General features: G+C 70.4%; 26 protein-coding genes and 1 tRNA gene. 8 read left to right on the forward strand and 19 right to left on the reverse strand.

The window, feature by feature from the left end:
* The first annotated feature begins 152 nt into the window (after positions 1-152).
* A complete protein-coding gene (locus HNR67_RS08575; RefSeq protein WP_185001538.1) occupies positions 153-1,040 on the forward strand; it encodes an alpha/beta fold hydrolase in 888 nt (295 codons plus the stop codon).
* Between the two features lies 1 nt (position 1,041).
* On the opposite strand, the gene HNR67_RS08580 is transcribed toward HNR67_RS08575, so the two are convergent.
* The 9 genes from HNR67_RS08580 to HNR67_RS08620 form a co-directional block, all read right to left on the reverse strand.
* Complete coding sequence (locus HNR67_RS08580) at positions 1,042-2,745, reverse strand: DEAD/DEAH box helicase (RefSeq protein ID WP_185001539.1); 1,704 nt, start codon at positions 2,743-2,745, stop codon at positions 1,042-1,044.
* 133 nt (positions 2,746-2,878) lie between these two features.
* Positions 2,879-3,847: an NAD(P)-dependent alcohol dehydrogenase gene (locus HNR67_RS08585; protein WP_185001540.1), complete on the reverse strand. Its 969-nt coding sequence runs from the start codon at positions 3,845-3,847 to the stop codon at positions 2,879-2,881.
* Positions 3,844-4,170, reverse strand: coding sequence for a helix-turn-helix transcriptional regulator (locus HNR67_RS08590; protein WP_185010352.1), 327 nt, complete (start codon positions 4,168-4,170; stop codon positions 3,844-3,846). The genes HNR67_RS08585 and HNR67_RS08590 overlap by 4 nt, the downstream gene beginning before the upstream one ends.
* Complete coding sequence (locus tag HNR67_RS08595) at positions 4,071-4,499, reverse strand: hypothetical protein (RefSeq protein WP_185001541.1); 429 nt, start codon at positions 4,497-4,499, stop codon at positions 4,071-4,073. Before HNR67_RS08595 ends, HNR67_RS08590 begins: the two co-directional genes overlap by 100 nt.
* Positions 4,500-4,775: 276 nt before the next feature.
* Positions 4,776-4,851 (reverse strand) — tRNA-Arg (locus HNR67_RS08600).
* Positions 4,852-4,963: 112 nt separating this feature from the next.
* A complete protein-coding gene (locus tag HNR67_RS08605; protein WP_185001542.1) occupies positions 4,964-5,428 on the reverse strand; it encodes a thioredoxin family protein in 465 nt (154 codons plus the stop codon).
* 29 nt (positions 5,429-5,457) lie between these two features.
* Positions 5,458-6,843 (reverse strand): M1 family metallopeptidase, encoded by a 1,386-nt coding sequence (locus tag HNR67_RS08610; protein ID WP_185001543.1) that lies wholly within the window; start codon positions 6,841-6,843, stop codon positions 5,458-5,460.
* A complete protein-coding gene (locus tag HNR67_RS08615; protein WP_185001544.1) occupies positions 6,843-7,196 on the reverse strand; it encodes a rhodanese-like domain-containing protein in 354 nt (117 codons plus the stop codon). Before HNR67_RS08615 ends, HNR67_RS08610 begins: the two co-directional genes overlap by 1 nt.
* Positions 7,184-8,536: a purine-cytosine permease family protein gene (locus HNR67_RS08620; protein WP_185001545.1), complete on the reverse strand. Its 1,353-nt coding sequence runs from the start codon at positions 8,534-8,536 to the stop codon at positions 7,184-7,186. The genes HNR67_RS08615 and HNR67_RS08620 overlap by 13 nt, the downstream gene beginning before the upstream one ends.
* A gap of 169 nt (positions 8,537-8,705) precedes the next feature.
* On the opposite strand from HNR67_RS08620, the gene HNR67_RS08625 reads away from it, so the two are divergent.
* A complete protein-coding gene (locus HNR67_RS08625; RefSeq protein WP_185001546.1) occupies positions 8,706-9,401 on the forward strand; it encodes a tRNA-dependent cyclodipeptide synthase in 696 nt (231 codons plus the stop codon).
* Here the strand turns inward: HNR67_RS08625 and HNR67_RS08630 are convergent.
* The 3 genes from HNR67_RS08630 to HNR67_RS08640 all read right to left on the reverse strand — a co-directional run bounded on the left by HNR67_RS08630 (position 9,382) and on the right by HNR67_RS08640 (position 14,529).
* Complete coding sequence (locus HNR67_RS08630) at positions 9,382-10,302, reverse strand: hypothetical protein (protein WP_185001547.1); 921 nt, start codon at positions 10,300-10,302, stop codon at positions 9,382-9,384. The two genes, HNR67_RS08625 and HNR67_RS08630, sit on opposite strands and share 20 nt — an antisense overlap.
* A gap of 129 nt (positions 10,303-10,431) precedes the next feature.
* Positions 10,432-11,355 (reverse strand): hypothetical protein, encoded by a 924-nt coding sequence (locus HNR67_RS08635; protein ID WP_185001548.1) that lies wholly within the window; start codon positions 11,353-11,355, stop codon positions 10,432-10,434.
* 45 nt (positions 11,356-11,400) lie between these two features.
* Complete coding sequence (locus HNR67_RS08640) at positions 11,401-14,529, reverse strand: penicillin acylase family protein (protein WP_185001549.1); 3,129 nt, start codon at positions 14,527-14,529, stop codon at positions 11,401-11,403.
* 270 nt (positions 14,530-14,799) lie between these two features.
* Between HNR67_RS08640 and HNR67_RS08645 the strand changes: the two genes are divergently transcribed.
* Positions 14,800-15,447: a response regulator gene (locus HNR67_RS08645; protein WP_086780697.1), complete on the forward strand. Its 648-nt coding sequence runs from the start codon at positions 14,800-14,802 to the stop codon at positions 15,445-15,447.
* 45 nt (positions 15,448-15,492) lie between these two features.
* Here the strand turns inward: HNR67_RS08645 and HNR67_RS08650 are convergent, their stop codons facing one another.
* Both HNR67_RS08650 and bluB read right to left on the reverse strand, forming a co-directional pair.
* Positions 15,493-16,986 carry a GGDEF domain-containing protein gene (locus tag HNR67_RS08650; RefSeq protein WP_312986797.1) on the reverse strand — a complete coding sequence of 498 codons (1,494 nt, stop codon included), beginning with the start codon at positions 16,984-16,986 and terminating at the stop codon, positions 15,493-15,495.
* A 67-nt stretch (positions 16,987-17,053) separates the two neighbouring features.
* Positions 17,054-17,698, reverse strand: a complete 645-nt coding sequence (gene bluB, locus HNR67_RS08655; protein ID WP_185001551.1) for a 5,6-dimethylbenzimidazole synthase — start codon at positions 17,696-17,698, stop codon at positions 17,054-17,056.
* A 137-nt stretch (positions 17,699-17,835) separates the two neighbouring features.
* Here bluB and HNR67_RS08660 point away from each other — a divergent pair, with 137 nt between their 5' ends.
* Positions 17,836-18,267 (forward strand): hypothetical protein, encoded by a 432-nt coding sequence (locus tag HNR67_RS08660; protein WP_185001552.1) that lies wholly within the window; start codon positions 17,836-17,838, stop codon positions 18,265-18,267.
* On the opposite strand, the gene rpsR is transcribed toward HNR67_RS08660, so the two are convergent.
* From rpsR to rpmB, 4 genes are read right to left on the reverse strand one after another with little or no spacing between them, the layout of a single operon-like run.
* On the reverse strand, positions 18,206-18,454 hold the full coding sequence (gene rpsR, locus HNR67_RS08665; RefSeq protein WP_185001553.1) for a 30S ribosomal protein S18: 249 nt from the start codon (positions 18,452-18,454) through the stop codon (positions 18,206-18,208). The genes HNR67_RS08660 and rpsR overlap by 62 nt on opposite strands.
* A gap of 10 nt (positions 18,455-18,464) precedes the next feature.
* Positions 18,465-18,770, reverse strand: coding sequence for a 30S ribosomal protein S14 (rpsN, locus tag HNR67_RS08670; RefSeq protein WP_185001554.1), 306 nt, complete (start codon positions 18,768-18,770; stop codon positions 18,465-18,467).
* Positions 18,770-18,934: a 50S ribosomal protein L33 gene (gene rpmG, locus HNR67_RS08675; RefSeq protein ID WP_185001555.1), complete on the reverse strand. Its 165-nt coding sequence runs from the start codon at positions 18,932-18,934 to the stop codon at positions 18,770-18,772. The genes rpsN and rpmG overlap by 1 nt, the downstream gene beginning before the upstream one ends.
* Positions 18,934-19,170 (reverse strand): 50S ribosomal protein L28, encoded by a 237-nt coding sequence (gene rpmB / locus HNR67_RS08680; protein WP_185001556.1) that lies wholly within the window; start codon positions 19,168-19,170, stop codon positions 18,934-18,936. Before rpmB ends, rpmG begins: the two co-directional genes overlap by 1 nt.
* Before the next feature lie 110 nt (positions 19,171-19,280).
* On the opposite strand from rpmB, the gene mrf reads away from it, so the two are divergent.
* Genes mrf through rpmF form a run of 3 tightly spaced genes read left to right on the forward strand, consistent with a single transcriptional unit; the run spans position 19,281 to position 20,930 of the window.
* Positions 19,281-20,510 (forward strand): ribosome hibernation factor-recruiting GTPase MRF, encoded by a 1,230-nt coding sequence (gene mrf / locus HNR67_RS08685; protein WP_312986799.1) that lies wholly within the window; start codon positions 19,281-19,283, stop codon positions 20,508-20,510.
* Complete coding sequence (locus tag HNR67_RS44190; RefSeq protein WP_185001557.1) at positions 20,507-20,773, forward strand: type B 50S ribosomal protein L31; 267 nt, start codon at positions 20,507-20,509, stop codon at positions 20,771-20,773. Before mrf ends, HNR67_RS44190 begins: the two co-directional genes overlap by 4 nt.
* A gap of 1 nt (position 20,774) precedes the next feature.
* A complete protein-coding gene (gene rpmF / locus HNR67_RS08695) occupies positions 20,775-20,930 on the forward strand; it encodes a 50S ribosomal protein L32 (protein ID WP_185001558.1) in 156 nt (51 codons plus the stop codon).
* Between the two features lie 45 nt (positions 20,931-20,975).
* Here rpmF and HNR67_RS08700 read toward each other — a convergent pair whose 3' ends face one another.
* Complete coding sequence (locus HNR67_RS08700) at positions 20,976-21,656, reverse strand: phosphoglycerate mutase family protein (RefSeq protein ID WP_185001559.1); 681 nt, start codon at positions 21,654-21,656, stop codon at positions 20,976-20,978.
* Between the two features lie 175 nt (positions 21,657-21,831).
* Between HNR67_RS08700 and HNR67_RS08705 the strand changes: the two genes are divergently transcribed.
* Positions 21,832-22,689, forward strand: a complete 858-nt coding sequence (locus HNR67_RS08705) for a 3-hydroxyacyl-CoA dehydrogenase family protein (RefSeq protein WP_185001560.1) — start codon at positions 21,832-21,834, stop codon at positions 22,687-22,689.
* Positions 22,690-22,693 lie beyond the last annotated feature (4 nt).

Here is a 22,693-nt window from a genome sequence, read left to right on the forward strand (position 1 = left end):
GCCAGGTCGCGGCCGTTGTCGGCCAGATCATTGCCCGCGAATAGCGCATTCGGGATTTCTATATCGAGCTGTTTGGCTGGTTGCGTGTACGTAGGAGTATACGTATAGTCGGCGACGCCACCGACCACACCGGAACCGAGGGGGACCACGAGATGACCCAGGCAGCCGCGTTACCGCTGGGCGAGCACGTGCGGGTGGCCGGGCGGAGCTTGTTCACGCACCGATCCGGCCGGGGCGGGCCGCCGGTGGTGTTCCTGCCAGGGGCGAGCATGGTCGGCCTGCACTACCTCAACCTGCACAACCGGATCGCCGAGCACACCACCTGCGTGCTCTACGACCGGGCGGGCACCGGCTTCAGCGAGCGGATCCCGTTGCCGCGCACCGCGGCCGAGGTCGCCGACGAACTGCGCGAACTGTTGCGGGTCAGCGGGATCAGCGGCCCGTACCTGCTGGTGGCGCACTCCCTCGGCGGGGTCTACGCCCGCCGCTTCGCCCAGCGCTACCCGGACCAGGTGGCCGGGCTGGTGTCACTGGAGGGCGCGCACGAGGACTGGGACGACTACATGCCGCCGGAGCTGCGGATCCAGCACGGGGCGGCGGACGCGCCGATGCCCGAACCATCCACCGAGATCATCCAGCGGTTCCGCGAGCTGATCACCGCGAAGCTGGCCGACTGGCCTGCGGAGATCCGCGAGCTGCTGATCGAGCGGCAGCTCGACCTGGAGTGGATGCGGATCGGCGCCCTGGAGCGGTCCAACCTGGCGACGGTGTTCGCCGAACTACGCCGTGGCGGGCCGATCCCGGATGTGCCGTACCTGCTCTACACCGCCAACGGCATCGACCCGAGCCAGCGGCTGTTCCTGTCCGAGGAACTGCTGCGGGTGCAGGGCGAGCGCAAACTGGCGATGTACCGGGCACTCGCCGCCGCCGCGCCGCGGGGCGAGCACCGGGTGCTGGCCCATGGCAGCCACAGCTGGCTGCACATGGACCAGCCCGAGGAGGTCGTCGAGGGCATCCTCGACGTGCTCAAGCGGGTCTGACTCAGCGCCCGCTGCGGCGAGCGCCCGCCCTGCTCTTCGCGGAGAAGCTCGCCGCGCTGCCGGCCGGGGTGGCCGCGGCGACGGGCGAGGCGGGAGCCCGGCGTGCGCCGGATCCACCGCGCCGGGCGCCGGTGCTGGTGTCGGCGTCCTTGGCCGCCCGCGGACCGCCGCGCTGGCCGGAACCGGAGCGCTGGTCAGAGCCGCCCCGGCTGGAATCGCCGCGGCCGGAGCCGCCCCAGCCGGAATCGCCCCGGCCCGAGCCGCCACGACCGGATCCACCCCGGCCGGAGCCGGTGCGCTGGCCGGAACCACCGCGCTGGCCCGCGCCCTCGCGGGAGCCGGAGCCCTCGTCGGGAGCGGCGCCGTTGCGCGGCGCGGCGCCTGCGCGACCGCCCGAGCCCCGGCGGGCGCCCGCACCACCACGGCCACCGCCACCGGCTGCGGCGCGGCGCGCCGGCTGGCGCTCCGACGGCGCCGGGGTGGGCGGCGGGGTGACGTAGGAGCGTTCGCCGACCGCGAGCTGTGCCAGCAGCGGGTGCTCCGGCGTGACCTTGGTCAGCTGCGGGGAGATGCCCGCCTTGCGGGTCAGGTCCCGGACGTCGGCGGCCTGGTCGGCGGTCATCAGCGTGACCACCGTGCCTGCCGCGCCCGCCCGTGCCGTGCGGCCCGAGCGGTGCAGGTACGCCTTGTGCTCCATCGGCGGATCGGCGTGCACGACCAGCGTGACGTCGTCCACGTGGATGCCGCGGGCGGCGATGTCGGTGGCCACCAGGGTGCTGATCCGGCCCTCGGCGAAGGCGCCAAGGTTCCGGGTCCGCGCGGACTGGCCGAGGTTGCCGTGCAGTTCCACCGCGGGCACGCCCGAGGCGATGAGCTGCTTGGTCAGCTTGGTGGCCCCGCGCTTGGTGCGGGTGAACACCACGGTCCGGCCCGGCGCGGCGGCCAGGTCGGCCAGCACCGGCAGCCGGTGCTCGGCGCGCACCTGCAGCACGTGGTGGGTCATCGCGGTGACCGGCGACTGGGCCGAGTCCACGCTGTGCGTCACCGGGTTGCTGAGGTAGCGGCGCACCAGGGTGTCCACCCCGCTGTCCAGGGTGGCGGAGAACAGCAGCCGCTGCCCGCCCTTGGGCGTGGTGTCCAGCAGCCTGCGCACCACCGGCAGGAAGCCGAGGTCGGCCATGTGGTCGGCCTCGTCCAGCACGGTGATCTCCACCGCATCGAGGTTGGCGTGGCCCTCGCCCATGTGGTCGGCGAGCCTGCCGGGGCAGGCCACCAGGATGTCCACACCGGCACGCAGACCGTTGATCTGCGGCCGGGGAGCGACCCCGCCGAAGACGTTCAGCGTCCGCAGGTTCAGCGCCTTGGCAAGCGGGGCAAGGGATTCGGTGATCTGGCCGACCAGTTCACGGGTCGGCGCGAGGATGAGCGCGCGCGGCCTGCCCGGCCGCCGGGGGGTGTTGCTCGCGGCCAGCCGGGCCAGCATCGGCAGCAGGAACGCGTAGGTCTTGCCGGAGCCGGTGCGGCCGCGGCCGAGCACGTCGCGACCGGCCAGGGAGTCCGGCAGGGTCGCGGTCTGGATCGGGAACGGGGTGTCGATGCCCCGCTCCGCGAGCACCGCGGCCAGCGCCGCGGGAACGCCGAGACCGGTGAAGGTGGCGGCGGGCTGAGCAGGCGAAAGAGTCGTGTGAGGGCGGCGGGCCGCCATGAAGTCTCCGAACGTATGAGGTGTCGTCCTGCCCGGCGCGGATCGTCCGCAGCGCAATGGTGGATCGACCAGAAGGGCAGCCCGAGGCAGAACTGAGCGGGCCGCGTCTCCAGTGTAGCCCAGCCGGGCCAGGTCAGACCGAAATAACGACCTTGCCCCTTGCCTTGCCCTCGTGCAGGTACCGGATCGCGGCCGCGGTCTCAGCCAGCGGGAACGTCCGATCCAGCGCGGGTGTGAGCTTGCCCTCCTCGGCGAGTTCGCCCAGCAGCGCGAAGTCCGTGGCCCGTTCGGTGGTGAACAGCCCACGCAGGTTCTGCTTGAGCAACGGTGACCACAGCGCGGCGCGCAGCACCCGGTCGATGCCGCCGAACCAGCGCCCGGAGCCCTCGCCGCCGACGATGACCAGGGTGCCCGTCGGGGTCAGTGCCCGGCGCAGGTGGGCGAGTGCGCAGAGCCCCGAGTTGTCCAGGATCAGGTCGTAGCGGGTGCCGTCGACGAAATCCTGCCGGCTGCGGTCGATCACCCGGTCCGCGCCGAGCGAACGGACCAGCTCGACCCGCTCCGGCCCGCACACCGCGGTCACCTGGGCGCAGAACTCCTTGGCCAGCTGCACCGCGAAGCTGCCGACCCCGCCGCCCGCGCCGGTGATCAGCACGTGCTGCCCGGCCCGGATCCGGCCGGCGTCCCGCAGGCCCTGCAACGCGCTGCCCGCGGAGATGGGCATGGCCGCCGCCTGCTCGAAGGTCAGGTTCGCCGGTTTGGCCGCGAGCCGGTCCGCCCTGGCGCACACATACTCGGCGAAGGAGCCCTCCGCGGTCCCGAACACCGCATCACCGGGCTGGAACCCGGTCACACCGGGCCCGACCGCCTCGACCACGCCGGCCACATCCCGGCCGCGCACCGCGACCTTCGGCCTGCGCAGGCCGAAGCCCATCAGCCGGAGCAGGTAGGGCTGCCCGGTCATCAGGTGCCACACCCCGGGGTCCACCCCGGCCGCCCGCACCCGCAGCAACACCTCGCCGTCCTTGGGCGTCGGCACCGGGATGTCCTGGAACGCCAGCACATCCGTCGAGCCGTAGCGGTCCTGCGCGATCGCCTTCATGATCTCTCCCCTGCATCGCCCGGATACTGGAAAACGTCGTCGAGCCCCACGTTGAACACCCGCGCGATCTGGAAGGCCATCTCCAGCGACGGCGAGTACCGGCCGCCCTCGATGGCGATCACCGTCTGCCGGGTCACTCCGATCAGATCGGCCAGCTCGGCCTGGGTCATCTGGTCCTGCCCGAACCGCAGCGCGCGGATCGAGTTGGTCACCTTGGTCGGCTTCACCACGGCTGGAACCCCTGGCGGTAGGCGCTCAGTTTGGCCGCCGAGCCGAGCACCGCGGAGAGCACGAAGCCCAGGTAGATCGTGTTGGCGATCCAGAAGTGCGGCGCCTCGGCCATGGTCATGACCAGCGCGGACATCGCGCCGATCACGATGAAGGACCCGCCGACGTGCTCACCGAACTGGTTGATCTCCCGGTCCCGCTGATCGGTCCGGTTGGCCGCGGCGGAGGTGCCGATGGAGGCCAGGATGTGCAACACGATCCCGGCCACGATGCCACCGCCGATGGTCCACAACATCGTTGCGACATAGGGGGTTTCCGCCAGCGGCCCGGGTCCGGACCGCCCCAGCACGAGGATCAGGTAGGTGGTGTAGCCAAGGATCGCCACCACCATCAAGATCCACGCACGCTTCTCATCGATCGCCACGCCGGGCTCCTATGTAAAGGAAACTTGACACGACCGAATGTAAAGCAGACCCGACACCGTGTCAAACATTCTTGACCCGGATGTGGCGCGGTGATCGTGGAGCACCACGCCAAGATCATCGATGGCGGCGATGCTGACGTGCCGTGCTGGATCTGCGCGCGTGTTTGGCGTGGACACCCGCAACGGCCCGGACCCAGCTGGACATGTCCGGACAAGACAAGATCGGCCCGCTACCCTGTTTGTGCAGGTAGCGGGCCGATCTTTGCTGTTCAGTGGTGGTGGCCCCGGCAGGATTCGAACCTGCGACACCCGCTTTAGGAGAGCGGTGCTCTATCCCCTGAGCTACGAGGCCGGGACAAGCACCGCCAGCCTAGCGGGTGGGCGGCGGCTTGTCCTCGGTGGATCGGGCTGAGCCCGGAGGGGTGGCGGAGATCGCACCCACAGCCCCTCCGGGCGCCCGGCACTCAGCCCTTGGCGAGCTGGGCGTTGATCCAGTTCTTCAGGTCGCGCTCGGCGTTGGCGCCGCCGTAGCCGATGCGGCGGGAGTCGGGCAGGTCCTTGGCGTTGCGGATGCCCTGCAGGGTCGGCAGGTACTTGATGTTGTGCTTGTCCAGGATCGCCTTGGACTCGTCCGCGTCGACCTCGGCGAGCACCCACTTGCCGCCGTTCTCCTTGGCCATCTTCTCGATGACCGGCTTCATCTTCTGGCACGGAGGACACCAGGTGGCGCCGAAGTCCATGATGACCAGCTTCTGCTTGGAGCTTTCCATCACCTGGTCGTAGTTGGCGCTGGTCACGTGGACGATGTTCTCCTCGGCGCGGACGCCCGAGGTCTCCACGCTGCTGGGCGCGGCGGCGGCGGTGCCGGCGAGAGCGGCCGTGGCCAGGGCGGCCGCGGCCAGCGCGGCGGCGAAACGGGTCTTGCGCATGGTGGTTCCTTTCGATCAATGGTGGGACATCAGGCGGGGAAGAGGTGTTTGTCCGCCGGGATGGCGGTGCCGTGCGACCAGGCGTCCAGGAACTCCTTGAGGTCCATCTGCGCCTCGGCCTCCAGGTACAGCTCCAGGTCGTGCCAGCCCTGGTTCCAGCCCTGGTTTATGGTCGGGAAGTTGGACAGGACCGTGTTGAACGCGCGTTCGCCGATCTTGCGGCGCAGCGCGTGCACGAACAGCGCGCCCTTGTCGTAGATCGCGCTGAACTCCTTGCCGCGGCCGGGATCGGCGAGTTTGCGGGACCAGAAGTCGGCGTTGTTCCTGACCGACTCGACGAGCTTGCGGTAGTGGGCGTCCAGGTCCTTGTTCTCCTTGGCCTCGGCCCACATCCAGCTCAGGTAGTTCGCGAAGCACTCGTGCGTGCAGGTGTCGGCCCAGTTCTCCACCGACATCGACCCGCCCCACCACTGCGCGGCCAGGGTGCGGATCAGCGCGTTGAGATCGGCGTTGCGGCCCAGCACCGGGCGGGTCTGACTACCCACCTGGTAGGGCAGGTTGTCGGCCAGGTGCACGCTGCCGACGGTGCCGAAGTGGTAGTCGCCGAGCTTGCCGTTGAGGAACTTCAGCACCTCGGGCAGCTTGTCCGCCAACGCCTTCCCGTTGCTGCCCGGCGCGAACGCGGAGAGCACCGATGTGCTGTCCACTGTGGACTCCTGGAAGGTCCACTTGTCGATGCCCAGCATGATCAGGTGCGGTGCCACCGGGTCGGTGGCGGTCCAGGTGGTGGTGGTTTTCCCGTTGCTGGTGCTGGGTTTGTTCCTGGTGCCGTTGGAGACGCTGTGCCAGCCCTGCGGCGTGGTGGTGGTGACGGTGAAGGTGGCCTTGTCCATCGGGGTGTCGTTGACCGGGAACCAGGTGCTGGCCGAATGCGGGGCGCCGGCGGCGATCACGCCGCCCGAGGGGGTGCCGCGCCAGCCGCCGAGGCCGGTGACCGGGTGCCGGATCGGTTGCGGCTGGCCGCAGTAGGCGACCTCGACGACGATCTCGGCATCCTTGGCCAGCGGGCCGGCCGGGGTGATCACCAGCTCGTGCTCGCCCGCTCGGGTGAACTTGGCGGGCTGGCCGTTGACCTTGACCGAGCTGACCTTCAGGCCGCGCAGGTCCAGGTTGAACCGGCTCAGCTCCTGGGTGGTCTTCGCGGTGATCTTGGCGATGGCGTCCAGGCCGCGGGTGGCCGGGTCGTAGGACAGTTTCACGTCGTAGGCGCTGACGTCGTAGCCGCCGTTGCCGTCGGTGGGGTAGTAGGGGTCACCGACGCCGTCCTTGCCCGGTTCGGCGGCGGCCAGTGCCGTGCCGGCACCGAGGGCGAGTGTGCTGACCAGGGCGCCCAGCACCAGGCTGACCTTGCGCATCAGGCCACCGCCCGCTCGGTGGACAGGCCGGCGCCCGCCCAGTCCTCGATGCCCTCGCGGTACTTGCGCACGTTGGCGTAGCCGAGCTGCACCAGCCGCTGGCCGACGAACTCGCTGTTGCGGCAGGGCACGTTCGCGCAGTACACGACGACCGCGACGGCCTTGTCCGGCAACACCTTCGGCGCGTACTCGTCGGTGAAGTCCGCGGCCTGCTCGTACGGGAAGCCGGGGATGTTCACCGCGCCGGGCAGGTGCTCCCGCTCGTAGTAGGCCACCGGCATGGTGTCGACCACGACGACTTTGCCTTGCGCCAGTTCGGTTTCCAGCTCGGCGCGACTGATCAGGGGCAACACGGTGCTTCCTCCTTTGTGGACGGTTCGGTGCGCGTGGTCGGCACGCTGCCGAGCCCGCGGGTCAGGCCGAGGCGGCCCAGCAGCAGGTAGCCGAAGAAGGCCGCCAGCACCGAGGTGAGAGTGGGGATCCCGAAGGGCAGCAACGCGCCCGCCACCGCGCCGAGCACCCAGCAGGCAGCGGCCGCGGGCACCCAGTCCGGCGCGGTGGCGGGCAACTCGCCCCGGCCCCTGGACTCCTCCAGGTCCCGGCGCCAGGTGCGAACCAGGAAGTACTCGGCGATCACGATCCCGGCGATCGGCGGGCTGATCACCCCGATCCAGGTCAGGAACCCCTGGAACTGCTCGAGGATCCCGAGCGCGGACAGCACCGAGCCGAGCAGGCCGAGCCCGACCGTGGCGGCGATCCGGTTGGTGCGCCTGCCCAGCAGCACGTCGATGGTGTTCACCAGGCCGAGCGAGGCGCAGTACAGGTTCCAGTCGTTGACCTTGAGGATGGCCGCGACCAGGATCAGCGTGCCGAGGAAGCCCGAGGACGAGGTGATGATGTGCACCACGTCGGAGGTCTTGGCCGCGTGCGCCAGCAGCACCCCGATCAGCCCGATCACGAATTCGCCGAGGGTCACGCTGAGCACGGTCTGCTTGACCACGTCGGAAGTGCTGCGGTTGAACCTGGTCAGGTCCGGGGTCATGATCGCGCCCATGATGAACGCGCCGGAGACCAGCGTGGTGCCCGCGGCCAGGGACAGCGCCGGACCCGGCGGGGCCGCGCTCATCAGCTCGCTCAGCGAGTGCATCCGCAGGCCGTCCCAGATCGCGTAGCCGCTGAGCAGCAGGAAGGCCGGCACGGTCAGGTAGGCGGTCCAGGCCATGCCGTGGATGCCGAAGACCACGATCGCGGTCACCAGCAGCCCGCCGATCAGCGACCAGGCCCACAGCGGCGGCCCGCCGAGCAGGTTGCGCAGGCCCTGGGCGAACGCGCCGTTCTGCACGCCGAACCAGCCGGCCAGGCTGATCGTCATCAGCAGCCCGACCAGCGCCGAACCGCGGTGCCCGAAGCCGGACCAGCGGGTCAGCACCGAGGTGGACAGCCCCTCCCGCATCCCGGCCACGCCGAGCAGGACGGTGATCACCTCCATGATCGCCGCGCCCAGCGTGATGGCCAGCACCGCGTTCCAGAACGTCATTCCGAATCCGAGCACCGCGCCCAGCAGGAACTGGTGGAAAGAGGCAATCTGCCCAAATCGCTGCACGGCGATGGAAAACCACGGCCGGCGGGCTGACTCCGGTACCCGGGTCAGCGAGTAGTCGTCGCGGCCCACCGCGTTCGCTGTTCCGCTCATGGCCAAAAGTCTGTGCATTTCGGCATTCGATTGCACCCTACTTCTGGGGGGTGCTTTTCGAGGTGCCTTGAACTGAATTTCAGGCGTTCACAACGCGTTGACGTGCGGGTTTGCTCCGACGTACGAAGTGGTCAGCACGTACTGGAAACAGCGACGAACGGAGCGCGCGATGTATGTTGTGAGTCCGCTGGTGGAAAGCTGTCCGGCTTCGGTGATCGAGGCCGAACATGCCTGTGTCGGTATCAGCCCGTTTAATGGATATTTCACTCCGGAGCGAATCAACGAACTCGCCGCCTGGGCGGTTCGGACGTTCCCGAGTTGCCACTTCTTCGTGCCCGACGGGCCATCGGTGCACACCCTGGAAGCCCTCGGCTATTCCCCGAGCAAGGCGCGGTCCAAGGCCCGCCGGCAGGGTTGCTACGTCTACAACAAGATCCACAAAGCCCTGTCCGAGCTGGGGGTGCCGGACCCGGGCGCGCTGATCCTGGACTCGGCCGCGCTGGAGCACAACCCGGACTACCAACGGCTCTTAGCCCACGGCGAGCAGCTCTACCGGGTGGACGAGGAGTTCCGCGCGGCCTGCCTGCGGGCCAGCCACTGGGTGCTCGACCGCAAGCTGCCCGACGGCCAGCGGCCCAGCCCCGAACAACTCGCCAAGGCGGTGCGTTACTTCCTCGCCGAGCTGCCGCTGTTCGCCGACACCACCGGCATCGTCGGCCGCCGCGCCTCGGTGTTCGTCTACCACCAGCGGGTGGCCTTCCTCGAACGCTTCTACCGGCGCGAGCTGAGCTGGAAACCCGCTGCGGGACAAGGGTTCCTGGTGGTCACCCCGGTCGGCGAACTGGTCAGCGCCACAGCCAGCTGATGCCGTGCCCGCCGGGCCCGAGGTCGAAACCGACGAGCTGCGCCTCGTTGCGCGCGCCCAGGCGCAGCTCGGTCGCCTCCCGCTGGCCGTCCCGGCCCGCCGGGTGCGCGGCGGCGCGGTGCACCCGCCACACCTTGGCCGGGGTGGCCCGTGGATCGAAGGCCACGGTCAGCCGGTACTCCCGGCAGCCCAGCAGGAACCGGCGCTCGCAACTGGTCACCAGCGCCTCCTCCGGCCGGTAGCCCAGCTCGTAGTCGGCCAGGCAGGTCTCGGTCTGCCGCAGCGGCCGGTCGAAGCGCAGTTCGGCGAGCACGCCGCCGCCGTCCGGGTCGGTGTGGATCCGGCCCAGCCGGCAGGTGTCGCTCTGCCAGCGATTGGGCAGCGCGCCCGCCGGTGCGGCCAGCCGCACCAGGTGCCGGTCCACGCCGTCGACCATGGCCTGCAGCACCGCCCGCACCCGCATCGCGCGCACCGCCCGGTCCGGCCCGACCGTCCAGTGCTCGTGCACGCTCAGCGGCACGATGGCATCGGCCGGGTGCGGCAGCCTGCGGCCGGAGATCGGCGCGCCGCGGCGGCCACGCAGCACCAGCGGGTGCGCCGGTGCCACCGGGGGTTCCGGCGCCGGGCGGTCCAGCAGGGCCAGCAGGGCCCTCGGCGGCAGCTCCAGCACCTCCTCCAGCTCACGCACCACGCGCAGCGAGGCGTGCCGGTGCGGACGGCTCTGCCCGCGTTGCCAGTAGCTCAGGCTGGCCAGGCTCACCCGGTGCCCGCGATCGGCCAGCCGGACCTGGATCCGTTGCAGGGTCAGGCCGCTGAGCTGGATGGCCAGGTACAGGGCGTGATGGAACGGGCCGCCGCGCAGCGCCGCGGTCAGTTCCTCTGGCACCGTCGCCGCTGTCATGGTTTCCCCCATCCGCCGCCTGCTTGATGTGCGCCATTGTTGAAAACTGGTGTCGAGAACAGCACCCCACCATGGGTGTAGGGATTTCACAATATTTTCAGTTTCAGTCTGTTTTCAGTTGACCGATGGTCAGTTCCAGCACCAGCGCATGCCGTAATAGCCGGGCGGCAGGTCGAAGTCGATGAAATGGGCAACAAGGTTGCCATCAACCTGAATGTCCCCGACATCCACCGTCGGCGAGCTGTTGTCCGGCCGGAACACCCGCCACACCCTGGCCGGTGGATCACCGGCCGGGAACCGCACGGTCAGGCAGTAGGTCTGCGCGCCCGCCCGGAACCCGCCGCCCCATGCGGTGCAGGCCGAGCCGCGGCCGGTGAACTCGAAGACCGTGTCCACCAGCAGGTTCTCCCCGCGGTGCAGCGGGTGCGGGAAGCGGGCCTCCACCACCATCACCCCGGCCTGGTGATCGGTGGCCACCCGGCCCAGCCTGGTCCGGTCGCTGCGCCAGCGCACCGGCAGCTCGCCCGGCTCGCAGGCCGCGATCACCGCGTCCCGGTCCACCCCGTCGATCCTGGCCTGGCGCAGTATCTGCAAGTCCAGCTCGTCGATGCCGCGTCCAGGGGCCAGTGCCAGGTGCTCGTGCACGCTCAGCGCGATGAGCTGCCCGTCGAAGGGGTTGGCCAGCTCCACCAGCAGCCGCTGCACCGTCTCGGCGTTCGCGCACACCTGCCGGGGCGTCACCGCGTACCAGGGCCGTTCCGGGGCAGGCTGCTGCTGCCTGGCCGGGCTGAGCAGGGTCTGCAGGGCGCCCTGGGGCACCCCGACGACCTCCTCCAGCGTCCGCACCAGCGCGGCCGAGCGCGGTCTGCTCCGGCCCCGCTGCCAGTAGCTCAACGTGGCCAGACCGACCGGCATGCCGCGCTCGGCCATCCGGGACCTGATCCGGGCCAGGGTCAGCCCACTGGCCTGGATCGCCAGCCGTAATGCGTGCTCGAACGGACCGGTGCGCAGGGCCTCATGCAGTCCGCTCGACGCCATCTCCGATTTCCGCACACCGGTGATGGTGGCAGACAACGGCTTTCCAGAACATTTCGGTTTTCAGTGCGCGTAAACTTCAATTTCGAATAATGAGTAGCCGTAGCGGGTGGCCCGGCTGATCCCGGTCATCCGCACGAATCGGGCCTGGGTGGCCGCGAACGGGATGTTGTCCTCGCCGCCGTCACCCTCGGCCACCGTGGCCACCGGCCGCCACTGCTGCCCGTCGGCGGAGACCTCGATCCGGTAGGCCTTGCCGTAGGCGGCCTCCCAGCGCAGCACCGCCCTGGCCACCTGCTGCACCGAACCGAGGTCCACGGTGATCGACTGGTTGTCCGACCAGTCACTGGCCCAGCGGGTGCCGCGGTCGCCGTCCACCGCCTTGCCGGGCGGGGAGGGGTACATGCCGGTCTCGTGGCTGGACGCGCTGATCGCCTTGGCCTGGGCCAGGTTGCCGATCTGCTCGCCGCGGCGGGCCGGGAACTCGACCACCTGCTGGTAGGTGGGCCGGTTCTGCCACTGGGTCTTGTCCTGGGTGATGCCGCCGGTTGGCCGGTGGATGATCTGGTCCCGGCAGAACTGGTCGCCCGGCTTGCAGTCGGCGTCCCCTGGGTAGGTGGTGGTGGCCGGGGTGTTCACCGCCGCGCGCAGCGAGTCCAGCAGCGCGGTGCGGCAGGCGGCGGCGTTCCCGTTGCCGCAGAAGGCGTTCGGCGTCCACGCCTGCACCGGGTCGCCGAGCACCTTGCGCAGGTCCTTGTGCACGTAGCCGTACCAGCCGTACTGGAAGGCCGAACCGGTGTGCCCAGGCTGCTCGTCCACCCGCATCGCGGCCAGCAAAGCCTTGTGCAGTGCGGGTTCCAGGCCGGGCTCGAAGATCGCCTTGGCCAGCAGCGGGAACCAGGCGTCCAGCACCCGGATCGCCTCGCTGTGCAGGTAGACGTACTTGCCGGAGGCGGTCGGATCGCCGTCGGTGGTGCGGTGCCCGCCCGCTCGCTGCCAGAGGCGGAGCTGCTCCACCGCGGTGGCCAGCGCCGGGTCGGTGACCGGGGCCTGGTCGAGCACCCGCAGCAGCAGCGGCAGCACCTTGTCCGCGCGCAGGTCCACTGTGGACGCGTCAGCCATCGCCTTGGTCAGCTTGGCCCTGGTGAACTTCTCGCCGCGGTCCAGCAGCGGCTTGATCCGGTCGTCCAGCGGCTGCGAGCGGTGCACCGGGCCGAAGCTGAAGTTGCCGTCCGCGGCCGAGAAACCGGGCGCCTGCTTGTTGTTCCAGCTGGTCAGGTAGTCCTGGTTGATCACCTGCGGATGCTGCTCGAACGGGGTGTACCTGGCCTGGTTGTCCGCGGGCCGCCAGTCCTGCCACTCATACGCGGTGTCCCCGCGCACCGGCAGGTTCGGGTCGTGGCCGGGCTTGCGCACCGGGTTGAAGCCGGAGTTGAAGTAGGCGATGTCCTTGCTGTCGGCGTAGAACCAGTTGAAGCCGTAGCCGATCTGGTTGGCCGCACGCTGGAAGTCCGCGGCCGAGCGGATCGCGTCCGGGTCGTTGAACAGCTGGAAGCCCAGGGTGGACTCGACCTCGCGCAGGTAGGTCGAGCGCAGCTTGGTGAAGGCCATCGGCTTGCCTGCCACGGTGCCGCGGTGGGAGATCAGGCCGAGCTTGGTGCGCTGGGTGACCAGCGTGTACGACCCGGCCGGGGTGGCATCGGCCAGGCTGGGCTTCCAGGCGTTCTTCTTGGTCAGCTCCTCGATGGCCAGGCACTCGCCGCGGAAGCGGTAGTGCGCCGACTGCAGGGTGGGCGCGCCGCCGCCGGGCTCGCACAGCTCGACCGCGTAGCTGTCGGTGATGTCCTGGGAGGCGGTGGTCGCGCTCCACGCGTAGTCCTGGCCGCGGCCGAGCAGCACGTACAGGCCGAGTCCGGCGAAGGAGGCGCCGCGCGAGCTGATGCCGGGGGCCTGGATCTCCTGGATGGTCAGCAGCTGCGGGGCGAAGTAGCCGGTCTGCGGGCCGAACACGGCCACCGGGTGACCGCTCTCGGTGTGCGCGCCGGAGACCAGCAGCGCGTTGGACATGCCGCGCTGGGCCGGCGGAGCAGGGGCCAGTGAGTCCTTGCTGGCCGGGCCGGTGGGATCGCGCACGATCGGCTGCTGCACCACCGAACCGCGGTCGGGCAGCACCACGCCCGCGGCGTCCGGATCGCTGGAGCCGTAGGGGAAGGAGGTGCCGTTGTGCACGGTCACCGGGGCTTCCGGGTCGTTCTGCGCCCGGAAGGCCGACCAGACCGCGTCGCCCTGGGCCTTGCCGTAGCGGGCCCGTGCCTCGACCAGGGCCACCGCGGAGATGACCTCCTGGCCGCCGCCCGCGCCGAAGATGCCGCCGACCAGCGAGGCGATCGCGCCGATGTCGGTGGGCTTCCAGGGTTCCGGGCCGCCCTCGTTGGTGATCGCGTTGGCCTTGCCGATGGCCACGTACTCACCGGGGAAGTACCGGCCTGCCTTGCTCTGCGAGATGTAGAGGTTGATGCCGGCCACGTAGTCCAGCACGTCCTGCTTCATCTGCTTGCCGCGCGCGCCGAGCTGGTCCAGCCGGTCGAACTGGGCCTGCAGGTCGGCCTCGGTGTAGGGCGCGATGGACCACTGCTGCTGCTCGAACTCGCGGTTGCCCACGGCGCCGCCCGCGAAGGAGGAGACCTCGCCGCGGCCGACGTGCCGGAGCACGTCCATCAGGAACAGCCGGTCCTGCGCGGAGGCGAAGCCGGAGCCGAACATGCCGCCGGAGCGGGTGGTGCCGGTGATGTGCGGGGTGCCGGTGGCCTTGTCCCGCACGATGGTCACGTCCGGGCGCGGCGAGCTGGTGCTGGCCACCTGGTCGGCTGGCACGCCGAAGGAGGCGTCGTTGAAGTAAGTGTTGAGCTGCTCGTCGGTCAGGCCGCTGTAACCCCAGACCAGCTTCTCGTAGCGGGACTTCTGGTCGCTGGAGTGCGGTGGCCGGATGCCCAGGGCCTTGAACAGCAGCAGCTCGGCGAAGGTGGCGTTGCCGTTCTGGCCGGGCGGCAGGATGTCGTCGCACTGACTGATGCAGTAGTCAGGTGGTGGCGCGGCGGCTCGGGTGCCGGTGGGCTGTGCGGCCGCGGGCGGGGCCCCTAGGAGGGCGATGGCGGTCGCGGAGGTGAGCAGCAGGGCCAGGCTTCGTCGCATCGCCATCACTCCTCGTGGGTTGTGACGCACGTTACGGGCGAGTAGCTTCTCGTGAAAGAGGTTCACGTTCGTGCGTTCGGATGATCCGAAAATGCTGGCGAGAGCGCTCTACTCACACGTTCGGTAACTCTGCGTGGAGATCCGGTTCCCTAAGTGGATGCTGCGCAAACGTCTCGAACGTGATGGGATAACCGCAAAGTGACATAGATAGGCAATACTGCACGCCCACGCTTACTCGTGACCACGTCACGCCCAATCGGGGAGGCGTCCGTGATCAAGGTGCTACTGGTCGACGATGAAGACCTGGTGCGCTCCGGACTTCGCATGATCCTGTCCCGCGCAGGCGACATTGAGGTCGTCGGCGAATGCGACGACGGTTCTCTCGTCGTCGATCGGGTCCGCCAACTGCGGCCGCACGTCGTGCTGCTCGACATCCGCATGCGCACAACCGACGGCCTGTCCGCGCTGCGCAGGTTACGTTCGCTGCCCGAGCCGCCCAAGGTGGCCATGCTGACCACGTTCGACATGGACGAGTACGTCAGCGAGGCGCTCCGGCTGGGCGCCAGCGGATTCCTGCTCAAGGACACCGAGCCGACCCAGCTGGTCAAGGCGGTGCGCGATGTCGCCCGTGGCGGCGCGGTGCTGGATCCTGGCGTGGCTGCCAGGGTGCTGGCCGCGGTCGCGCACGGCGAACGGGCCGCCGAACCGGCTCGCAGCCTGCTCGGCAACCTGTCCGAACGCGAGCGCGAGGTGCTCGCGCTGATCGGCCAGGGCATGTCCAACGCCGAGATCGGCAGCGCGCTGCATCTGTCCGAGGCCACCGTGAAGGGCTACGTGTCCTCGGTGCTCGGCAAGATCGGCGCGGTGAACCGGGTGCAGGCGGCGCTGGTCGCCTACCGCGGTGGCCTGATCGCCTGAGGTGCCGGGTGGCGGTGCGCCGCCACCCTCACTTCGGCGCCCTGCTTACTTCGACGGCAGCAGCGGCGGGTGGACCTCCACCCGGTTCCGCCCGTGCCGCTTGGCCCGGTACAGGGCCTCGTCCGCGGCGTCGAAGAGGTCGTCCAGGTTGGCCGGTCCGGCCGCCACGCCAATGCTCACGGTGGGTCGCCTGGTGCTGCCCAGCACCAGCGACCAGTCGTGGCAGTCCACCGCGGACCGGATCCGCTCGGCCACCGCGGGCCCGGCGTCCTGCCATTCGTCGGTGGCGTCCACCAGCAGCACCACGAACTCGTCCCCGGCCCAGCGGGCGACCACGTCGTCGGCCCGGCACTCCGCGCGCAGCAGCTGGGCGATCTCGCGCAGGGCCACATCGCCCGCGGCGTGCCCGGCGTCGTCGTTGAGGCCCTTGAACCAGTCCACATCGACCAGCACCAGCCAGGGCACCCTGCCCTTGGCCGCGGTGCTCTCCAGCAGCAGCGGCGCGGCCCGTTCCAGGCCGAGCCGGTTGGACAGGCCGGTCAGCGGATCCCGGGCGGCGGCTTCCTGCGCGGCCATCGCCAGCCGCTGCGCCTGCACCGCCAGCCGCCGCTGCTCCAGGGCCTGGCCGAGCCCCTCCTGCAGGGTCTCCACCGCCTTGCGCCCGGAGGCCACACTGCGCCGCAACGCCTCGGACTCGCCGACGTAGTCGCCCAGTTCGGCGCAGATGTTGGCCAGGTCCAAGGAGAACCGCAGCAGCAGCGTGGTGTCGTTGATCTTCTCCGCCTCGGCCACCGCGCGGCTGGCCATGGTGCGCGCGTCGGTGAGCCGGTTCTGGGTGTGCCGGACGGTGGCCAGCACCCAGTGGCACATGGCCAGGCCCCAGCGGTCCTCGTGCGCGGTGGCCAGCCGTTCGGCCGCGCGGGCGGTGCGCTCGGCCGCGGCCAGCTCGTTGATCCCGGCCAGCGCGCGGGCGTAGGAGCCCAGCAGCGCCCGGTGCACGTAACCGGTGTCGACCAGCTGCAGGCCCTCCCTGAGCAGTTCGCTGGCCTCGGCGAAGATCCGGCCGGAGGCCTCCGGCGGGGCGTCCACCGCGCGGAAGTTCAGTGCCGCGCCCAGTCGTTGCAGGCAGTGCGCCAGGGTGTGCGGGTCGTCGGCGTCCCTGGCCACCTGGACGGAGAGCCGCATCATGTCCAGCCCGGCCCGCCGGTGCCCGATGCCCTCGAGCAGGTAGGCCAGCATGCCGATGGTCTGCGCCGCGGCCGGGCCCTTTGGCTGATCGGTCTCCAGCTCGGTCCAGCCGTCCGCGGCCAGCTCAAGGGCCAGCGGCAACCTGCCCAGCCGCCAGGCCACCACGGCCCGGTAGACCAGCACCGTGGCCCGCCGCCAGCGATCGCCGTCCTCGGCCGCGGGGGAGCGCACCACCACGTCGTCGAAGAGGGTGTTGGCCTCCACGACCCGGCCTGAGTCCAGCAGGATCCGCACCTCGCGGTCCTGCCGCGGGATGTCGCCTTCCTGCCTCGGGAGATCGACCCCCGTCACCGGATCGTCCTGCCTCACCGTGCCCTCGGCCTCCACCACCTGGTACGACCTGCCCGACAGGCTACCGTCACCGTCGCTGCCCGTACCGCTCATGGTGCACAACGTCATCAAGCGGCAGTCTCTTCCGCCAGCCGTGCCGCTCCAGATCCGGCGTTTGGGCGAGTCCGCGCACCGGTCCGAGGCAGAGCCAGGCCACCGGCCGGACCCCGCCGGGGATGCTCAGCAGCCTGCGCAGGAAGTCCTCCCGGTAGAAGCTGACCCAGCCGACGCCCCAGTTCTCGGCGGTGGCCGCCAGCCACAGGTTCTGGATGGCCAGGCACACCGAGTACAGGCCGGCGTCGGCGATCGCGTGCCTGCCGAGCACGGTGGGCCCGCCGCGTTCCGGGTCGTAGGTGACCACCACGCCGAGGCTGGACTCCAGCACGCCCTCCACCTTGATCCGGGCGAAGGTCTCGGCCCGCTCGCCCGAGAGGTCGGCCGCGAAGACACTGCGTTCGGCCTGCACGTGCTCCTGGAAGGCCCGGCGCAGTGCCCGATCGCGCACCACGACGAAGTCCCACGGCTGACTCAGCCCGACGCTGGGCGCGGCGTGCGCGGCGGTGAGGATGCGGCGCAGGGTCGGCTCCGCCACCGGTGCGCCGGTGAACTCGGCGCGCACATCGCGCCGCCGGTGCAGCACCTCGTAGAAAGGGGTGTCCAAGGGGGAGTCCATCCGGCCGATCCTGCCTGACCGCGGTTGGCCTGACCCCGGCGGTCCGGTGGTCAACACCGCGTAAAGGTGCGGGTACTGAGCGTCAAGATCGCGTTTACGGCGGTCGCGGCCGGATCGGCGGCGGGGTGCACTGGGGCGTGCTGTTCGTTCCGGTCGCCCCGGACACCGCACGGCTGCCCCGGCTGGCCTGTCCGCAGGGCTCCGGGCTCGGATTCGGTGTCGGGTTCACACTCACCGGGGTCGTGGTGCTCGCCGCGGCCCGGCCGGTGCTCGCCCTGGTCATCGCGGTCGCCGGGGTCGCCCTGGTCTCCGTGCTGACCACGGTGCCGGGCGCGTTGCTGGTCGCGGCCCAGTCCTGGGGGCTGCACGTCGGTTTCGTCGCCGGGCACTTCGGCGAACTCAGTTTCGACGAGCACGCCCAGCGGACCGGCGCGCTGCTGGTCGTGGTGGCGGTGCTGGCGAGCGTGCTGGGGGCGGTGGCCAGAAGCGTGCGCACCGCCCCCTCGCTCAGCGCGCGGGCTTCGCCGGTCCGGGGTAGGGCAGCAGGGCCATCTCCCGCGCGTTCTTGATCGCGGTCGCCACCTCGCGCTGCTGGGACGGGGTCAGCCCGGTCACCCGGCGGGAGCGGATCTTGCCGCGGTCGGAGAGGAACTTGCGCAGCAGGCCGACGTCCTTCCAGTCCACGTGGAAGATTCCCTCGCGCAGCAACAGGTTCGGCTTGCGCTTGAGGCCGGGTCGGCGCTCGAACTTGGCCATGGTCTCCCCCTCACCAGCTCGACTTGCGGACGCCGGGCAGTTCGCCGCGGTGGGCCATCTCGCGCAGCCGCAGCCGGGAGATGCCGAAGGCGCGGAAGAACCCGCGTGGGCGGCCGTCGGCCACGTCCCGGTTGCGCAGCCGGGTCGGGCTGGCGTTCCTGGGCAGCTTCTGCAGCGCGGCCAGCGCGGCGGACTGCTGCTCGACGCTGGACTTCGGCGATCGGATGATCTCCTTCAGCTCGGCCCTTTTCTCCGCGTACCGGCTGACGATCTCGCGCCGCTGCAGGTCGCGGGCGATCTTGGACTTCTTGGCCATCAGCGCTCTTCCTTGAACTCGACGTGCTTGCGCAGCACCGGGTCGAACTTGCGGATCACCAGCCGGTCCGGGTCGTTGCGGCGGTTCTTGCGGGTCACGTAGGTGTAGCCGGTGCCAGCGGTGGACCGGAGCTTGATGATCGGGCGGAGTTCGTTGCGGGCCATCAGAACTTCTCCCCTCGGCGGCGCAGTTCGGCCACCACGGATTCGATGCCGCGCTTGTCGATGGTCTTGATGCCCTTGACCGAGACCCGGAGGTTGATCCACCGGTCCTCGCTGGCCAGCCAGTAGCGGCGGCGCTGGATGTTGGGCAGCCACCGGCGCGAGGTCCGCACATGCGAGTGCGAGACCTGTTTGCCGTAGCCCGGCTCTCGGCCGGTCACCTGGCAGCGGGCGGACATGCGCGGCTCCTTCACGATCTTGTTGCGAACGACATCCATTTTCGTTTAGCTCGCTCCGAGGGTAGCCTGCGCTTGTCGGTGATGGAAATCGTTCCCAACTGGAGGACAACGTGACGCCACCCCGCACCTCGTTGGTGCTGGTCGCGGGCCTGGCGGCCGGACATGCCAGCGCCGTGGCCGACCGCTTCGCGGCTGATCCGGGCACCGTGGTGGTGCACCACGACCTGCGCGAGGTGACCCACGGCGTGGTGGTCCGGCGGCTGCGGCACGGCACCCTGGACGCCACCGAGACCCTGGAACTGGCGCACGGCTGCGTGTCCTGCACGCTGCGCGAGGACCTGCTGCCACTGGTGCTCCGGCTGGCCCAGGCCCCCGACGTGCGCCGGATCGTGCTGCACTGCGACCGCGCGCTGGAACCCGAGGCGGTCTGCTGGGCGCTCCAGCACGTGCTGATCGACGGCCGCACCGTGGACGAGGTCGTCTACCTCGACGCGGTCCTCACCGTGGTCGACGCGGAAACCTGGTTCGCCGACGCCACCGGCGACATCGAGCTGAGCGAACGCGGTCTTGGCGCCAGCGCCGACGACGAGCGCACCATCGCCCAGGTCGCGGTCGGCCAGGTCGAGTTCGCCGACCTGGTGGTCATCGCGGGCAGCGCCCCGGACGCCTGGACCGCGGCCCGCACCGACGCGGTGCTGGACCGGCTGGCCCCGCTGTCGCCCCGGATCCGGCTGGCCGACCTGGACCCGCTGAGCGCACTCGACCTGGTGCCGGCCGGCTCCCGGCGCGGCGAGATCGACGACGCGCACTCCCCGCTGCTGCGCGGCCAGCCGCCGCTGGAGGCCGAATCGGGCGTGCAGGTCACCGTGTTCAGCCAGCGCAGGCCGTTCCACCCGGACCGGCTGCACGAGGCACTGGACTTCCTGCTCGACGGCGTGGTCAGGGCCAGGGGCCGGGTGTGGGTGGCCAGCCAGCCCGATGTCGCGCTGTGGCTGGAAACCGCGGGCGGCGGCCTGCGGATCGGCCACGCCGGACCATGGCTGGCCGCACTGGATGACTGGTCCGGTGTTGACCCGGACCGCCGCGCCATGGCCGACCTGAACTGGGACCCGTACTACGGCGACCGCGCCCAGGACATCGTGGTGCTCTCGCACACCGCGGTGCCGGCCGAGATCGCCGAGGCGCTGGAATCCGCGCTGCTCACCGACGAGGAACTGGCCGAAGGACAGGACGCCTGGCTGGCCTACGCCGACCCGTTCGGCTCCTGGCACGAGGACCCCTGCGACGACGACCGCGCACCGGCGGACGTGATCATCAGCAACCAGAAGGAAGAACAGTGAAAAAGGGCATCCACCCCGACTACCACCCGGTGGTCTTCCAGGACTCCTCCACCGGGATGACCTTCCTGACCAGGTCCACGGCCACCTCGAACCGGACCATCGAGTGGACCGACGGCAACACCTACCCGCTGCTGCTGGTCGACGTCACCGCGGACTCGCACCCGTTCTGGACCGGCGCCGCCAGGGTGATGGACACCCAGGGCCGGGTGGAGAAGTTCCGCCGCCGCTACGGCGACCGCGCCGACCGGAAGGGAACCAACTGAGATGGCCGTCCCCAAGCGCCGGATGTCCCGCAGCAACACCCGCAGCCGCCGGGCCCAGTGGAAGGCCGAGGCCCCTGACCTGGTGCCGGTGGTGGTCAAGGGCAAGAAGATGCTGGTGCCCCGGCGGCTGATCCGCTGGGCGCACAGCCAGGCCTGACCGAGCAGCCCGTCCCGGCCTGAACCGGGACGGGCCCAGGGCCTCCTACGCCGGGCGGGCGACCTCGCCGTTGCCGTCGACCTGCACCGCGCCGTCGGGGGAGTCCCGCCACTGCTCGAACGGGCGGTCCAGGCTCCACCGGCCGTCCGGGCCCTTGTGCAGGATCCGCTGCTCGCAGTGCCGGGGGTTGGACAGCGACTCGAACAGCTCGATGCTCCACATGCACAGCCGCCGCACCAGCAGGCGCAGGGTCAGGCCGTGCGAGACGATCAGCACCGTGCGCGGGTGCGAGGGCTCGGTCTCCATCCGGCGTTCCAGGTCCGACATGAACCCGGCCACCCGGTCGTCCACGTCCGCGCCGGACTCGCCGTGGGCCAGCCGGAAGAAGAAGTGCCCGAAGGCGTGCCGCGCCTGCTTCTGCCGCTCCTGCTCGATCGGGTCCTGCAGGTTGCCCCAGTCCTGCTCGCGCAGCCGCGGCTCGTGCACCACCCGCTCGAACACCTCGCCCAGGTCGAGCCCGCGCAGGGTCTGCTGGGTGCGCAGGTACGGGCTGACGTAGACCGCGACCGGGCCGGGGCCCAGCGCGGCCCGCACCGCGGTCCGCGCGGCCCTTGCCTGTTCCTGACCGCGCTTGGTCAGCGGGAGGGCATGGTCGGGCACCCGGCAGTACGCCATCTCGTCGACGTTGCCGAGGCTCTCGCCGTGCCGCAACAGAATGATCCGCACAACACCATCGTGCCTGGTTTCCACTACTCCAACCGGTCGAACATCAGGAAACCGGGCCCTTCGAGGTGGTCAAGCACCCGATCGGCCCGCACTCCAACGGATGCTCGCTGTTACAGTCCGATCGGAATAGTGGACGGGAGTGTCACATGATCGAGTGCATTGCCGGGTTCCGGGCATGACCGCGCCGAAGCGGGCCGTGGTCGTCGGCGGCGGCACCATGGGCGCGGGCATCGCGCACGTGCTGCTCGTGGCGGGTGCCCAGGTGACCGTGGTCGAGGCCGACGCCGACCGGTGCGCCACCGCCCGCCAGACCGTGACCGCCTCCCTGCGTAAGGCGCAGGAGCGCGGCAAACTGCCCGAAGGCGTGACCGCGGAGTCCTGCGCCGGGCTGCTGAGCACCGCCGACGACCTGGCCCGGCTGAGCCCGGATACCGAACTGATCGTCGAGGCCGTGCCCGAGCGGGTCGACCTCAAACGGCAGGTGTTCGCCGCCGCCGCGACCGCCTGCCCGAACGCCGTGCTCGCCTCGAACACCTCCTCGCTGTCGATCTCCCAGATCGCCGCCGGACCTGCCGCCGATCGCACCCTGGGCATGCACTTCTTCAACCCGGTGCCCGCGCAGAAGCTGGTCGAGCTGGTCACCCACGCCGAACTGGCCGAGGCCAACCTGACCAGGGCGAAGGACTGGGCCGAAGCGCTGGGCAAGACGGTGATCGTGGTCAACGACTCGCCCGGCTTCGCCACCTCCCGCCTCGGCGTCGCGGTCGGCCTGGAGGCCATCCGGATGGTCGAGGAGGGCGTGGCCAGTGCCGAGGACATCGACACCGGCATGACCCTGGGCTACCGCTGGCCGATGGGCCCGCTCAAGCTCACCGACCTGGTCGGCCTGGACGTCCGGCTGGCCATCGCCGAGCACCTGGCCGCCCAGCTCGGCCCCCGGTTCGAGCCGCCGAGGCTGCTGCGGGACAAGGTCGCCCGCGGTGAGCTGGGCCGCAAGTCCGGCAAGGGCTTTTTCGATTGGCCCGATGCTTAGGCTC

It is taken from the genome of Crossiella cryophila (genome assembly GCF_014204915.1).
GTDB classification, from domain to species: domain Bacteria; phylum Actinomycetota; class Actinomycetes; order Mycobacteriales; family Pseudonocardiaceae; genus Crossiella; species Crossiella cryophila.